Origin of the sequence: Enterobacter cloacae complex sp. SHL009 (genome assembly GCF_049237205.1) — a bacterium.
GTDB lineage: Bacteria > Pseudomonadota > Gammaproteobacteria > Enterobacterales > Enterobacteriaceae > Enterobacter > Enterobacter cloacae_M.
Genome location: NZ_JBMKIW010000001.1, coordinates 1,304,807 through 1,319,527, shown reverse-complemented (window position 1 = coordinate 1,319,527; position 14,721 = coordinate 1,304,807). Strand labels below are relative to the sequence as shown.

11 protein-coding genes and 3 pseudogenes are annotated in these 14,721 nt (G+C 52.9%); all 14 read left to right on the top strand.

The features are described from left to right. The coding region (locus tag ACOTZC_RS06445) for a bacteriophage T4 gp5 trimerisation domain-containing protein (protein WP_421635673.1) at nucleotides 1–1,266 on the top strand (1,266 nt) is incomplete at its 5' end. Then, nucleotides 1,247–1,759 (top strand): hypothetical protein, encoded by a 513-nt coding sequence (locus tag ACOTZC_RS06440; protein ID WP_045404264.1) that lies wholly within the window; start codon nucleotides 1,247–1,249, stop codon nucleotides 1,757–1,759. The genes ACOTZC_RS06445 and ACOTZC_RS06440, both read left to right, overlap by 20 nt. Before the next feature lie 76 nt (nucleotides 1,760–1,835). After that, nucleotides 1,836–2,390, top strand: coding sequence for a hypothetical protein (locus tag ACOTZC_RS06435; protein WP_233426920.1), 555 nt, complete (start codon nucleotides 1,836–1,838; stop codon nucleotides 2,388–2,390). Nucleotides 2,391–2,393: 3 nt separating this feature from the next. Then, nucleotides 2,394–3,470, top strand: a complete 1,077-nt coding sequence (locus ACOTZC_RS06430) for a hypothetical protein (RefSeq protein ID WP_421635672.1) — start codon at nucleotides 2,394–2,396, stop codon at nucleotides 3,468–3,470. Between the two features lie 75 nt (nucleotides 3,471–3,545). Then, nucleotides 3,546–3,986 (top strand): DcrB-related protein, encoded by a 441-nt coding sequence (locus ACOTZC_RS06425; protein ID WP_421635671.1) that lies wholly within the window; start codon nucleotides 3,546–3,548, stop codon nucleotides 3,984–3,986. 3 nt (nucleotides 3,987–3,989) lie between these two features. Further along, entirely contained in the window at nucleotides 3,990–8,375 is a 4,386-nt protein-coding gene (locus ACOTZC_RS06420) for an RHS repeat-associated core domain-containing protein (RefSeq protein ID WP_421635670.1), read from the top strand. Between the two features lie 8 nt (nucleotides 8,376–8,383). Then, nucleotides 8,384–8,581, top strand: a complete 198-nt coding sequence (locus ACOTZC_RS06415) for a bacteriocin immunity protein (RefSeq protein WP_045405487.1) — start codon at nucleotides 8,384–8,386, stop codon at nucleotides 8,579–8,581. Nucleotides 8,582–8,704: 123 nt separating this feature from the next. Further along, nucleotides 8,705–10,195: pseudogene (locus tag ACOTZC_RS06410) on the top strand (RHS repeat domain-containing protein); the annotation flags it as partial. 13 nt (nucleotides 10,196–10,208) lie between these two features. Continuing rightward, entirely contained in the window at nucleotides 10,209–10,406 is a 198-nt protein-coding gene (locus ACOTZC_RS06405) for a hypothetical protein (RefSeq protein WP_421635669.1), read from the top strand. A 310-nt stretch (nucleotides 10,407–10,716) separates the two neighbouring features. Then, nucleotides 10,717–12,096, top strand: a pseudogene (locus ACOTZC_RS06400) (RHS repeat-associated core domain-containing protein); the annotation flags it as partial. Nucleotides 12,097–12,121: 25 nt separating this feature from the next. Next, nucleotides 12,122–12,478 (top strand): SMI1/KNR4 family protein, encoded by a 357-nt coding sequence (locus ACOTZC_RS06395; protein WP_047174847.1) that lies wholly within the window; start codon nucleotides 12,122–12,124, stop codon nucleotides 12,476–12,478. A 133-nt stretch (nucleotides 12,479–12,611) separates the two neighbouring features. Further along, nucleotides 12,612–13,547: pseudogene (locus ACOTZC_RS06390) on the top strand (RHS repeat domain-containing protein); the annotation flags it as partial. A 388-nt stretch (nucleotides 13,548–13,935) separates the two neighbouring features. Further along, nucleotides 13,936–14,277, top strand: coding sequence for an Imm43 family immunity protein (locus ACOTZC_RS06385; protein ID WP_288441634.1), 342 nt, complete (start codon nucleotides 13,936–13,938; stop codon nucleotides 14,275–14,277). Continuing rightward, nucleotides 14,213–14,596, top strand: a complete 384-nt coding sequence (locus ACOTZC_RS06380; protein WP_421635681.1) for an Imm43 family immunity protein — start codon at nucleotides 14,213–14,215, stop codon at nucleotides 14,594–14,596. The genes ACOTZC_RS06385 and ACOTZC_RS06380 overlap by 65 nt, the downstream gene beginning before the upstream one ends. The last annotated feature ends 125 nt before the right edge of the window (nucleotides 14,597–14,721 follow it).

The following is a 14,721-nucleotide window of genomic DNA, read 5'->3' as shown; positions in this document are numbered from 1 at the left end:
GGCGATGAGGTGGTGGTGGACTTTATCAACGGCGACCCGGACCGGCCGATTATTACCGGTCGCGTGTACAACGACGCGAGCATGCCGCCGTGGGCGCTGCCTGCCGCGGCGACGCAGATGGGTTTTATGAGCCGCACGAAAGACGGTTCCGTGGACAACGCCAACGCCCTGCGCTTTGAGGATAAAGCGGGTGCAGAGCAGGTGTGGATCCAGGCCGAGCGTAACATGGACACCAGCGTTAAAAATGATGAAACGCACAGCGTCGGCGGGGCGCGCAGCCATTACGTGAAGAAAAATGAACTGCATCGCGTGGAAGCGAACCAAACCCAGGCCGTGAAAGGCGGAACCGAGATCCTGACGGGGAAAGGCAAGCTGGATGCGGCGGTGGAGCAGTACGTTATTGCTTCCGGGACGAAGCTGCGGCTGGTCTCCGGTGAGAGCGCCATTGAGCTGAATGCTAACGGCAAGATTAACCTGATCGGCAAAGAGTTTAACTTCTTCGTGGAAGGGGATGGTTATATCACCACGGGCGGTAAGCTGCACCTGAATACATCGGGAACCAAGCCGGGCACAACGGCACCGGGTTCGGGGCATAAAGGGGATATTGATGCGGCGGTGCAGGAGAAATTTGCGCCGGGAAAGGAGAGTAAGGCTGGTGCGGCTGCCAGCGCACCTGCCGAAACCTCTAAAAACGCAACGCCTCCAGCATCGAATGTTCCTTCAAGCGGATATGGCAAGGATGTAGATAGTCTTGTCGATAAATCACCAACGATGAAAAATGACATAGCTACGTTAAAGAAACGAGGCTGGACATTTGAAGAAGGTGAGGCAGGCAAGGGGACGTTTGCCAATCGTCAAAAGCGAGTTATTACCGTTGATAAAAACGAGCTCGGTAATCCGAATGCGGTTGTTCAGTCTCTGTCACATGAAAGTGGTCACGCTTTATATGAACCCAACATTGATTTTTCTTCGCGCGACGCCTATCTCAACAGCACACTCAGTGATGAAGGCGCTGCAACATTGAACAATATCCGGGTCCAGCGCGAAATCATAGCCAACAAGGGTGGTGATATCGGTATTGCGGGCAATCCGGCAAATCAGACACAATATAATCGTATCTATGATTCTCTCGAACGTGGGGCTATAAAGGAAAGTGAAGCGCGTACGCAGATAGGCCGTATCTTTGGCAAAGGCGAACAAACGTCTACCACAGGGCAATATTACGAAGATTATTATGGCGGTTGGTATGATAAAAATTATCCATAGTCTAAAAACGGGTGCGGTGCTTGCGGCTTTATTAACGACGGGAATGGCAGGAGGTAACATGCAGAAACAGGATCTTTGGCAGTTCATTGCAAAAATGAGCGCATCACTCAAAACGTTGTCCGTTAACAGTCTGGATAACGCTCCGTTGTCATTCAAGCTAACGAAACAGAATGAATATATCAATTTCTACAATGCCGACGATATCAAACTGGCGGATGGAACGAACATTACTGCAATTGATTTACGCTTAAGTAAAGAAAGTGACGGTATGGCACCGTTACTGAATTTTTCACCGTCCGGCCAGTGCATCACTCTCGATACTGTTAAAAAGCATTATCCGCAACTGACGTTAACTGATTATCCACGAGGCCGCTCTGAGAACGAAGTGACCAGCTATACAGCACCAAAAGATATGAATGGACAAAAGGTGAGCTTCAGTTTCACCGTGAAAAATCCTGACTGTCTGGGTTCAATCGTCATAAGCGCCGAATAAGAAACGCTGCTCCCATGTCCTGGCGGTGTTTCCAGTGGTGAGAAGCGCAATAAATATTGATTAAATGACAATTAATGTGAAAAAACACACTCCGACATTTCTTTGTTCTGCCCTGATGTTTATCTGTCTGAGCAGCAATGTTGTTTTGGCTCGGGTTAGTCCGCCTGTTCTGACAAAACAGGATTTTTCCGTCAAGGTTAAAGGCCAGTCTGTCGCATTAGGCGACAGATGGACTCCTGATATTGCCCGTAAAATTGACGTGCCGCTTGAAGGCCATTTTGTCGGTGAGGTTCCTTTTGACGGAACGAACTATAAATTCTACCAGCATCAAAATGATGGTTTAGAAATATTCACTTCAAATCTCTGGTGGGATAAAGCTGAACGAAGCGTTGATGATTATATCGTGTCTCAAATTACGGTGACTGCCGAAGGCTTCGCCACGCCGCGTGGTGTCCATGTGGGTTCAACAATTACAGCAGTGAACAATGCATACGGCGATGGCCAGGTCGAAAATGATTCCGGGGAGCAGTTGATTTCTTATGAGTTGGGTAAGAAATTGCTCTCTTTTGAGGTTACAGACAGTAAGGTCGTGAAGATAACAATGAATTACGATAATGGTGCTTCAGAGTAATTTATGACCAAAAAATATCTGGCAGCCGTATTGTTCACTGCTTTATTGACAGGCGTCGTTGAAACGTCATCGGCGCTTGAATTATCGCAATACAATAAGCTCGATACGGTAGGTCGCATCCTTAACGACAGTGAAGTGACAGACAATCTCAGGACGCTGCTGGGAAATCATTACCAGACCTTTATTGATAACTTTGACGTCTTCGGCGAACCCCATACCACCACAGGTGGAGGATTGTTTGTTGAGGGCTGGCTAAAGGATCTCTACCAGGAGAATGCCTCAGCGCTGGTCATCAATCCTGACGGCAAAATCTTCGCGGCCTGGGTGGTTCCGGAGTCGGACGTAATCCATTACCAATCCTCTGATAATAGCCCGGGTATTAATGCTGATATCCAGCAATGGGCCGCCAGGTTCAATACGATGCAGTTTGCAACGAACAGCCAGTCGAGACCTGCGTTTGACGGGGTTTGGGCAGGCGGAGCTGGCGACGACTCGACGTTAACCCTGCGGTTAGCTGAATCAGGCAACCGCATCACCGGGTCTTATTGCTATATATCCCGGAGAGGCAACCGCATAGATTGCCCGGAAAATGATGAGCGTAATCTTACCGGTACTATCGCTGGCAATCGTGCCAATATTGAATTCAACTCATCGTTTGGCGGCGCAGGCGGACGGGCTGTTCTGGCAATAAAGGGGAGTGAAATGGAATGGCGTCTGGTAACGCCTCCTCAAAAAGGAAATGATTATGCTCCACAGCGCTATACGTTACGTAAAGCCGCTTCGGTTCATCACGCTGAAACCAGAAAACTGGATACCGAAAAGTTCGCTATTTCTCTGATAAACAGGTGCGGTCATTTTGAGAGCGAATGTGACGAGATGCTCTATCTCGGCGTGCGAAAAAGCGATAACAGTACGATCTCCTTAAAGGGAAAAACGTTACGCGACTCCGCAGGTAAAATAATCGGCTCAACGTACAAGAATGGCGAGGTCGCTTATACCGTGACGTACGCCCCCGTGAATCTGGTTGTCAGCAAAGGCAGCCATGTTTTAGTCGAGCAGTCAGGCCAGTGGCTTAAATAACTATACAGCCAGCCAAAAGGCCAGCATGGATTGGCCTTCTTGTTTCTCTCAATATCAATCATCCCGAGTTCACTTATGAAATACACCCTCCAGGAAGGTTCGTTTTCCCTTTTTCCTGCTGCCTGGCAGGATAACAGCATGAACATTATTCGCGATGACGAAAGCGGGCTGTCCGTGGTGGTCAGCCGCGGCGTGATCCCCTATGGCAGCGACTATGAACAAGAGTTCCACCGCCAGTGGGATGTACTGCGACCTCAGATGGGTGAGATCGCCCAGAGCGAATTTAGGAACGTAAAGGCCGGGCCTGACGGCAACATTAACGGGCTGGAAGTTGAGACCACCTTTGACCGTAACGGGCAGCGCCTGTGGCAAAAACAGCTGGCCGTTCAGACGCCGGGCAAACCGGTATTGATGATTTTTACCCTCTCGGCACTCAGATCCTTTACCGAAGAGGACGAGGTGCGCTGGAGCGCGCTTAAGCAGAGTCTGACGCTAAACGACAACCGGAATGTGTAAGGCATGAGCGATAACAACGCGGCCCGTAAGGGCGACGAGATTATTCACTCCAGCATTTTTGCTGACATCACCAGCATTGTGGCGGAAGGTGCCGCCTATGCGGTGATCGGCGCGGCGGTAGGCGCAGCAGCAACCGTAGCGGCGCCATTGCTGGGGGCGGGGGCAGCAGCTGCAGGCGTGGCAGCAATTGGATCCAGCTGTCTGTTAAGCGGCATCATTGGCGGCGTGCTGGCGAACGTCGCGGGGATCACCGACGATATCAGCAACGCCGCTGAGGGGTTAGGTAATGCGCTTTTCCCGCCGTCGCCTGCGGGTAAAATCACGACCGGTTCCAGTAACGTTCTCACCAACGCAATCCCCGCCGCACGCGCGGCAGGCACGCTGACGCCCGCAGATACTCCTTCACCTGAGCCGCAGTCGCCGGGCAGCTTTGCCGATTACGCGGGCATGCTGCTTTCCGCCGCCGGACAGTTTGGCAGCGAAATGTGGCAGCCGAGCGTGGCCTCTGCCGCTGCCGGAACCTCCCCGCTGGAAGAAGACAAGGTGGCGTGTGAAAAGCACTCCGGGCCGCAGTATCTGGCGGAAGGCTCTAAAAGCGTCTTTATCAACGGGCAGCCCGCGGTGCGTGCGAAAGATCGCACCACCTGCGAAGGAACCGTTTCCGACGACGTCTCCCCGAACGTGATCATCGGCGGGGACACGCTCACGGTCCGCGATATCAAAAGCGGCAAAACGCCGGGTCTGGCGCTGGGGATGATTGCGCTCTCCCTGCTGCGCGGGCGTCCGGGCAAGATCCTGAAAAATATGCCCTGCGCGCTGGCGGCGGCCGGCGGCGGGATGCTGGCCGATATGGCCGTCAACGCCGTGTTTGGCTCATCGCACCCGGTTCACGCCGCCACCGGCGTGAAGGTGCTGAATGACGACGACGAACTCGACTTCTCGCTGCCGGGGCGCTTCCCGCTTCGCTGGCAGCGCAGCTACAACAGCCTGACCACCCGCGAAGGGCTGTTTGGTCTGGGCTGGGCAACCACTTTTGACAGCTACCTGGCGCTGGAAGAAGACAACGCGACCTGGTTCGACGAAACCGGACGCGAGCTGAGCTTCGAGCTGCCGCCGGTCGACCGGGCATTTTACAGCATCAGCGAAGGCATTATTATCCGCCGCAACGAGAGCGGCGACGTGGCGATTGCCGACGATGACGGCGCGGTGTGGCGTCTGTATAAACCAACCCGGGCGAACCCCTCCATCCTGCGTCTGGCCTCCCTCAGCGACGAATACGGCAACGCGCTGCTGACGGAGTGGGACGAGCACGGCAGGCTGACTGGTATTCACGACGAGCCGCGGGCAATCGACGTCACCCTGCGCTATGACGATGAACGTTTCCCGCAGCGCGTTACCGCTGCCAGCCATTTCGACGGCAGCCATACATGGCCGCTGATGCAGTGGGGCTACGACGCGCGCGGCCAGCTGGCGAGCGCGATGGACGCCTCCGGCGTGGTGACGCGTGAATACCGCTATAACGAGCACGGGCTGATGGTCTGGCACAGGATGCCGGGCGGTCTGGAGAGCGAATACCGCTGGAAAAAATTCGACCACTGGCGCGTGGTGGAAAACCGCACCAGCACCGGCGACGGGTGCCGCTTTAGCTACGATTTAGCCGCCGGGCTGACGACCGTCGAGCACTACGACGGCCAGACGCGCCGCCACTACTGGAACGCGCAGAATCTGATTGTCCGCTACGTAGACGAGCGCGGTGAAAACTGGCGCTACGAGTGGAATGATAACGAGCTTCTCACGCGTCGCATCGATCCGCTCGGCAACGCCGTCACCTTCGTCTACGACGAGATGGGCAACCGGGTGCAGGAGACCGATGCCGACGGCAATTCCCGCACCACCACCTGGCTGGAGCACCGCGCGCTTCCTGCGGCCATTATTGAAGCCGACGGCAGCGCCACCCGGTTCTGGTACGACGAACATCACGGGCTCAAGCGCGTGGTAGACCCGATGGGGCAGACGACGCAGCTGCGCCGGGACGAGTTCGGTCAGGTCGTTGAAGAGGTCGATGCCGCCGGAAACAGCCGCTACCAGGAGTACAACGAGGCCGGGCAGATCGTACGTTCGACCGACTGTTCCGGGCGTATTACCCGCTATCGCTATCATCCGCTGGGCTGGCTGGAGGCTGAGACTGGCGCCGACGGGGAAGAGACGCGCTACCGCTACGACGCCGCAGGGCGTCCGGTGCAGCTCGATCGCCCGGAAGGCTGGACGGAATCGCTCAAATGGAACGAACGCGGTCTGCCGGTAAAGCATGCGGGCGCCGACGGGAAAGAAAGTGAGTTCAGATACGACGAGGCGGGGCGCTTAACCGCCACCCGTAATACTCAGGGTGAAGAGGTGCGCCGCCGCTGGGACAGCCGCGGGCGTCTGATTGCCCTGGAAAACGAGAACGGCGAAGCGTATCAGTTCCGCTGGGGGCCAGATTCGCTGCTGCTGGAAGAGGTGGGGCTCGATGGCGTGGCCTCGCAGTATCGCTACGACGCCTGCGGGCGCACGATTGCGCGCACCTTTGCTGCCGGTCATCCGGAGGCCATCACCCACGCCTTCGCCTGGAGCGCGAGCGGCCAGCTGGTCGCCCGCACCACGCCGGAAGGCCAGACCCGCTACCACTATACCCCGTCCGGGCTTTTAAGCCGGATTGGGCTGCATCCTGCACTTGCAGCCGACGCGTGGACCACCGAGGCAGAGCAGGAGCTTGCCTTTGTGTATGACGCGCTCGGTCGCGTGACGCGCGAAGCGGGCGAGCACGGCGAGCTGGCGTGGGAGTATGATGCGCTGGGCAACCGCACCTCCGTCACGCTGCCCGATGGCCGCGAGCTGAAGCAGTTCTACTACGGCAGCGGGCATCTGCTCAGCATTGCGCTCAATAAGCTGTCGGTCTCTGATTTTACCCGCGACGAACTCCACCGGGAGACCGGCCGCACCCAGGGGCTGCTGACCACCCGCAGCGAATACGATCGTCTTGGCCGACTGCATCGCCGGGACGTCTTTACCGGCAATGCGCAGCGCCCGTCGCCGCGCCGCTGGTCCCGCCGCTGGGATTACGACTACCGCAATAACCTGGTGCGTGAAGAGCGGGACGATAACCCGTTCAGCTGGTACCGCTGGCAGTACGACAGCGCCGGGCGCCTGCTCGTTCAGGACGGCACGCTGCCCGGTCAGGAGCAGTGGCGCTGGGACGCTGCCGGTAACCCGCTCGAAGGTTCCGCTGAGAAGGTCACGCACAACCGCCTGACGCAGCTGAACGGCATTCGCTGGCGCTATGACATCCACGGCCGCACCGTGGAGAAAGATAACGGCCAGACCCGCTGGCACTACCGCTACGACGGCGAACATCGCCTGACGGAGGTCATCAGCCAGCCGCGGGACCGCAATAAACCGCAGACGCAGGTCAGCTTCCGCTACGATCCGCTCGGTCGCCGCATCAGCAAAACGCGACGCCAGATGCTGGGCGGACAGCCAACCGGCAAGCCGGTCACAACCCGATTTGTCTGGGAAGGGTTCCGCCTGCTGCAGGAGGTGCACGGGGATGTGCCGCTGACCTACGTCTACAGCGACCAGGACAGCTACGATCCGCTGGCGCGTATTGATGGCGTGGATGCTCCGGAGATCTTCTGGTTCCACTGCCAGCCCAACGGCACGCCGGAGCGGATGACGGATAGTGAAGGGCAGGTGCGCTGGGAGGGGGTGAACAGCGTCTGGGGCAAGCTGCTGCGGGAAAGCGAGACGCAGGTATCAGGATATTCTCAGAACCTGCGCATGCAGGGTCAATACCTGGATCGTGAGACAGGGCTGCACTACAATCTGTTCCGGTATTATGACCCGGACTGCGGAAGGTTTACGCAGCAGGACCCGATAGGGCTGGCGGGGGGGATAAACCTTTACCAGTATGCGCCGAATGCGCTGGGGTGGGTGGATCCGTGGGGTCTTAATAGATGCGAGGCAGGAGTTGCATCAGGAAAAGGTAGTAAAATAAAAGGCAAGTGGTTGAAGGGATCGCATGGTAATGCAGGTTTATTCCCATCATCTGTTGCTGATAAATTACGAGGTCGGGAATTTAAATCCTTTGATGATTTTAGAGAGAATTTCTGGAAAGAGGTGTCTCTCGACCCGCATCTATCGAAGCAATTTAGTACATCAAACGTTACCAGAATGCGGGGCGGAAAAGCTCCAATAGCACATGATACACAGTGGAACGGGAAAAATAGATCTTATGTCCTACACCATAGAACCCCTATCCAACATGGAGGCGGTGTCTATGATGTTGATAATCTAGTAATCGTTACACCAAGATATCACCTTGACATTCTAGATCGTGCTTATCATTTTTGAGGGGTAATATGCAAAGACAAGAGCTTATCGAGCTAATAAGGAAAATCCAACGCAGCGAAGGGACGGAAGAAGAAGCTGATAATGACATCGACCTCCTTTGTAGAAGTGTCGCAGATCCTCAGGCAGCTAATTATATTTATTATGAAGAACTTAGCGCAGAAGAAATTGCGGATAAAATTATAAATTACAAACCAATTCAACTATAAGTAGTATTCGGGGGGCGCAATGAGTCCCCCATATTGAAAAAAATCCATGCCAAAGCGTGGATTTTTTTTCATTCAAAACAAATCAAACGTTAAATAAGACGTTCATCACGTCGCCATCTTTAACTATGTAATCTCTATCGACGGGACGTCTTTACCGGCAATACCCAGCGCCCGTCGCCGCGTCGCTGGTCCCGCCGCTGGGATTACAATTACCGCAATAACCTCGTGCGGGAAGAGCGGGACGATAACCCGTTTAGCTGGTACCGCTGGCAGTACGACAGCGCCGGGCGTCTGCTCGTTCAGGACGGGACGCAGCCCGGCCAGGAGCAGTGGCGCTGGGACGCTGCCGGTAACCCGCTCGAAGGTTCCGCTGAGAAGGTCACGCACAACCGCCTGACGCAGCTGAACGGCATTCGCTGGCGGTATGACATTCACGGCCGCACCGTGGAGAAAGATAACGGCCAGACCCGCTGGCACTACCGCTACGACGGTGAACATCGCTTGACGGAAGTCATCAGCCAGCCGCGGGACCGCAACAGGCCGCAGACGCAGGTCAGCTTCCGCTACGATCCGCTCGGGCGACGCATCAGCAAAACGCGCCGCCAGATGCTGGGCGGACAGCCAACCGGCAAGCCGGTCACAACCCGATTTGTCTGGGAAGGGTTCCGCCTGCTGCAGGAGGTGCACGGGGATGTGCCGCTGACCTACGTCTACAGCGACCAGGACAGCTACGATCCGCTGGCACGTATTGATGGCGTGGATGCTCCGGAGATCTTCTGGTTCCACTGCCAGCCCAACGGCACGCCGGAGCGGATGACGGATAGTGAAGGGCAGGTGCGCTGGGAGGGGGTGAACAGCGCCTGGGGCAAGCTGCTGCGGGAAAGCGAGACGCAGGTATCAGGATATTCTCAGAACCTGCGCATGCAGGGGCAATACCTGGACCGTGAGACAGGGCTGCACTACAATCTGTTCCGGTATTATGACCCGGACTGCGGGCGGTTTACGCAGCAGGACCCGATAGGGCTGGCGGGGGGGATAAACCTTTACCAGTATGCGCCGAATGCGCTGGGGTGGGTGGATCCGTGGGGGTTGTCGTGCAGAAATAGCTGGAATGATTTCCAGAGTAAAACTCGAGGTGCTTTTGCTACTAGGGGTCATGCTGCACGGGCCTACCGAGCTACTCATGGAATTTCAAAGCCAGATTTCCCTAATCCGGCAACCTACCTCGATGCAGGAAAAATTAGTGGGCATTTAGAACTATTCAAGGGAGGGGTTACTAAGTTCGTTTGGGGTATTAATCCTGAATTTAGTCATTTAGGCCCTCCAGGCGGCCACTTTGTTATGCCAAGGACCGTTGCTGATGACTTAATTAGACGTTCGGGTGGGAACATTCCAAAGCTTGAAAGATTGTTAGGGTTAAATGCAGGTGATCTCGGAGACGTTCCTTTAAGGGTTGATATTAATAATCCGACAGGTTTAAGAATGCCAACAGGAAATGAACGAGGAGCAAATGAGTTTTGGTTGCCGGGAGGATATACTTCGGGCGGTATCCCAGAGGCGGCCATAGACCCTACTCCGCTAAATCAATTAAAAATCACACCGTTGAAAAATTAAAGAAGGAGGCGCAATGGATAAAATAATATTTAACAATTATGGAATAATCCTTATCGAAAGAGAAGGGCGTTTTTTTATAAGGTTTTATTCAGGTGGGATAGTTATGAAAGAAGAGGAGGAAGAAGTGAGCTTTGATGAGGCTAAAAAAGTTCAAATGAGTGAAAAAGATGCTTATGAGATTTTAATAGCCATTGAAAAAAAGAAAAGCTAAAATATTGGCCTCATTTTTAATAATAAGCTATTGACCAGTTACAAGAATGGTTTTTTTTACTATAACCCAATCGAAATCGCTCAAAGATGGTTTTTTTTAAAGTCAACTTTAGCCAATTAAATTAGAGAAAAAACCACGCCTTGGTGTGGTTTTTTTTTGTTCAAAACGATTAAAATTTTATCACATGGAGATCTGTTACGAAGTAATTTTCCCCTTCCGCAACCATCTTGTCCGCTTCTTTCGTGCCTTGCTCACCCTTGTCACTTTGGAGTCTTTACACATTATAGCCTGATCACGTTTAAGCCTTTAATCCAGCCGAACGCAGGGGCTGCTGACCACCCGCAGTGAATACGACCGCCTTGGTCGACTGCATCGCCGGGACGTTTTTACCGGCAATGCCCAGCGCCCGTCGCCGCTCCGCTGGTCCCGCCGCTGGCAGTACGACAGCGCCGGGCGCCTGCTCGTTCAGGACGGCACGCTGCCCGGTCAGGAGCTGTGGCGCTGGGACGCTGCCGGTAACCCGCTCGAAGGTTCCGCTGAGAAGGTCACGCACAACCGCCTGACGCAGCTGAACGGCATTCGCTGGCGCTATGACATCCACGGCCGCACCGTGGAGAAAGATAACGGCCAGACCCGCTGGCACTACCGCTACGACGGTGAACATCGCCTGACGGAGGTCATCAGCCAGCCGCGGGACCGCAATAAACCGCAGACGCAGGTCAGCTTCCGCTACGATCCGCTCGGTCGCCGCATCAGCAAAACGCGACGCCAGATGCTGGGCGGACAGCCAACCGGCAAGCCGGTCACAACCCGGTTTGTCTGGGAAGGTTTCCGCCTGCTGCAGGAGGTGCACGGGGATGTGCCGCTCACCTACGTCTACAGCGACCAGGACAGCTACGATCCGCTGGCGCGTATTGATGGCGTGGATGCTCCGGAGATCTTCTGGTTCCACTGCCAGCCCAACGGCACGCCGGAGCGGATGACGGATAGTGAAGGGCAGGTGCGCTGGGAGGGGGTGAACAGCGCCTGGGGCAAGCTGCTGCGTGAAAGCGAGACGCAGGTATCAGGATATTCTCAGAACCTGCGCATGCAGGGGCAATACCTGGACCGTGAGACAGGGCTGCACTACAATCTCTTCCGGTATTACGACCCGGACTGCGGGCGGTTTACGCAGCAGGACCCGATAGGGCTGGCGGGGGGGATAAACCTTTACCAGTATGCGCCGAATGCGCTGGGGTGGGTGGATCCGTGGGGGTTGTCGAGATGTAAAGCACCGAACGGATATAAAACTGGTGATGTTGATCCACATGGTAATCTTTCGCCTGGTGTAAACAGAGCATCGGGTCATACAAATAGTAAAAATGATGGGTTTGTACAAAGTCACCACCCAATACAGGACGCTTGGGCTAAGAAAAGAATAAACGGTTACCAGAGAAATACTGCACCTGCTACGTTACTTAAGTCCGCATCAGGCAGTCCGCACGCGAATATAAGTTCTGCTCAACGAACTCGTAGAGCTTTGCCGGGAGGTTGGGATACAACATTGAAACAAGAGTTTCATATCAGTTACAAAGAAATGATTGATGCAGGTGTTCCAAAGCAGCAGGCTAGGAAATCGATAAGTGACTCTTATAAATATTTTGACCAGTTAAGAGAGTTAAATAGTAGTAATGTTTATTTTGATATATAACTTATTAATCTATAGGTAATCCGATATGGAAAAACAAGATTTAATCGATCAGTTAAATGAAATTGAAAAATTCATGCACATGCCTTTACCTTCTAAATATAAGCGCTTTATGATTGAGAACGTCAAGGACACTGACTCGTATGAAATTCAACGAGCGAATGGTGATCAGCTTTATGTTTTCAATTGTTTTGATTTACTTGAAAGAAATAATACCTATGCAATTCAAGAAGTTGAGCCCGACGTTTTATTGATTGGTCAAGATGGTGATCTTGGGTACTTCTTAAATTTGCGCAAAGGTTCTGATGAGATTTATTCTTTAGATCTTGGAGCGTTAGGAAGCCTAGACATGGATAAAGAAAGTGATAGCATATTTATGCTATAATGTTTTTTTAAACTAGATCAATGTTTTGGGAAAATCCACACCAAATCGTGAATATTTTCTTTCAAAAGAAATTAAACATAAAAAGAAGTTCATCATATTGCAATTTTTAATGATGTAATCTTTACATTCCGCCCCAGCACTGCGCCGCTGGTCTCTCCGCTCGCATTACGACTACCGCAATAACCTGGTGCGGGAAGAGCGGGACGATAACCCCTTCAGCTGGTACCGCTGGCAGTACGACAGCGCCGGGCGCCTGCTCGTTCAGGACGGCACGCTGCCCGGTCAGGAGCAGTGGCGCTGGGACGCTGCCGGTAACCCGCTCGAAGGATCTGCTGAGAAGGTCACGCACAACCACCTGACGCAGCTGAACGGCATTCGCTGGCGCTATGACATCCACGGCCGCACCGTGGAGAAAGATAACGGCCAGACCCGCTGGCACTACCGCTACGACGGCGAACATCGCCTGACGGAGGTCATCAGCCAGCCGCGGGACCGCAATAAACCGCAGACGCAGGTCAGCTTCCGCTACGATCCGCTCGGGCGACGCATCAGCAAAACGCGCCGCCAGGTGCTGGGCGGACAGCCAACCGGCAAGTCGGTGACCACCCGGTTTGTCTGGGAAGGTTTCCGCCTGCTGCAGGAGGTGCACGGGGATGTGCCGCTCACCTACGTCTACAGCGATCAGGACAGCTACGACCCGCTGGCGCGTATCGATGGCGTGGATGATCCGGAGATCTTCTGGTTCCACTGCCAGCCCAACGGCACGCCGGAGCGGATGACGGATATCGAAGGACAGGTGCGCTGGGAAGGGGTGAACAGCGCCTGGGGCAAGCTGCTGCGGGAAAGCGAGACGCAGGTATCAGGATATTCTCAGAACCTGCGCATGCAGGGTCAATACCTGGACCGCGAGACAGGGCTGCACTACAATCTGTTCCGGTATTACGACCCGGACTGCGGACGGTTTACGCAGCAGGACCCGATAGGGCTGGCGGGGGGGATAAACCTTTACCAGTATGCGCCGAATGCGCTGGGGTGGGTGGATTCGTGGGGGCTATCTAATAGCGGTATATTAGATAAAGCTATGGCTGGTAAAGTTGGTGATAGACTTTCTGCTCACCATGTTATACCCGTTGAGGTGTGGAAAGAGAACCAATCATTCTTCAATAATATTGGTATCGGAAAAGACATGAACTCTGCATTTAATGGTATTCATGTTCCAGGTAGTGCATCAGCGATGAAACAAGATGCAGGGAAGGTATGGATGTTTTCCATAGTAGTAATCATCATAACTATAGTGACATTGTCCGTCAGCGCATTGCTCGTGTTGAGCAACGATATAATTCTGGAAGATTGGATGCTAAAGGGGCGAGGATAGCTATAAGGCGGATCCAGATTGATATGAAGAATAAAATTTGGATGGGTCATGTTCCCACAACAAAATGCAGGAGAATGAATTAATGTCCTATTATGTGATCATGAATGACTTTGAATCATCACTCATGCCAAGAAATTTACAGGGCATGGTTGATGAAAGATTACAGATCAATGAAAACTGGGAAATAGAAGGCTCTGCATTTTCCTTCCCTTATCGAATAACAGACGATGCATGCCCAGACCGTATTTATTTGTTGTGCAATAAAAATGTTGGGGCTTTGAAATTTGACTATTATAAAAAAGACTTTGGACACTTGATGGATAAGTCTTTATTTTCAATTTTTGAAAATTATAAGCACAATGTTTTTTTTTGGCCGAGATTTAACACCAGTTTCGATTGGGAATGGTCAAGTTCTTCGGGATGATTTTAAATATGTATATTTTCCAGGCGGCGATGTTACAGATGAGGATAAATCTATTCTCGAAGAGGATAAGTTCGGAGATATCATACCTTTTAAAATTGAATTCAATGATGATGCGCTTGAATATGATATACTTTCGTTGAACGACACATTGTTAGGTGGTTTTATCATTGTTAAACAAGAGGTCAAGGAAGTTATAGAAAGTAAAGGCTTCCGGGGGTTGAAACTTGTTCCACTGGAAAATGCTTTAGACGTTTTCTGTGAAGATTATTTCTACGAAATAGACTCAAATCGTAAAAGAAAGGGCAATAAACTACCTTAATATTAAAGGATGTCGTGCCATTATTGATTCTTTGTTTTTCTTTTTTAATGGCGCGAAGAAGTTCTTTGGATTATGGGTACATTTTTCAACTATGGGTCTTAGTAATTTTAAGAGTAGCCAATAAT

Excerpts from the sequence above, each read along its gene's own strand:
- ACOTZC_RS06440 (WP_045404264.1), top strand. The coding sequence starts at position 1,247 with ATGATAAAAATTATCCATAGTCTAAAAACGGGTGCGGTGCTTGCGGCT.
- ACOTZC_RS06430 (WP_421635672.1), top strand. The coding sequence starts at position 2,394 with ATGACCAAAAAATATCTGGCAGCCGTATTGTTCACTGCTTTATTGACA.
- ACOTZC_RS06425 (WP_421635671.1), top strand. The coding sequence starts at position 3,546 with ATGAAATACACCCTCCAGGAAGGTTCGTTTTCCCTTTTTCCTGCTGCC.
- ACOTZC_RS06420 (WP_421635670.1), top strand. The coding sequence starts at position 3,990 with ATGAGCGATAACAACGCGGCCCGTAAGGGCGACGAGATTATTCACTCC.
- ACOTZC_RS06415 (WP_045405487.1), top strand. The coding sequence starts at position 8,384 with ATGCAAAGACAAGAGCTTATCGAGCTAATAAGGAAAATCCAACGCAGC.
- ACOTZC_RS06405 (WP_421635669.1), top strand. The coding sequence starts at position 10,209 with ATGGATAAAATAATATTTAACAATTATGGAATAATCCTTATCGAAAGA.
- ACOTZC_RS06395 (WP_047174847.1), top strand. The coding sequence starts at position 12,122 with ATGGAAAAACAAGATTTAATCGATCAGTTAAATGAAATTGAAAAATTC.
- ACOTZC_RS06385 (WP_288441634.1), top strand. The coding sequence starts at position 13,936 with ATGTCCTATTATGTGATCATGAATGACTTTGAATCATCACTCATGCCA.
- ACOTZC_RS06380 (WP_421635681.1), top strand. The coding sequence starts at position 14,213 with ATGTTTTTTTTTGGCCGAGATTTAACACCAGTTTCGATTGGGAATGGT.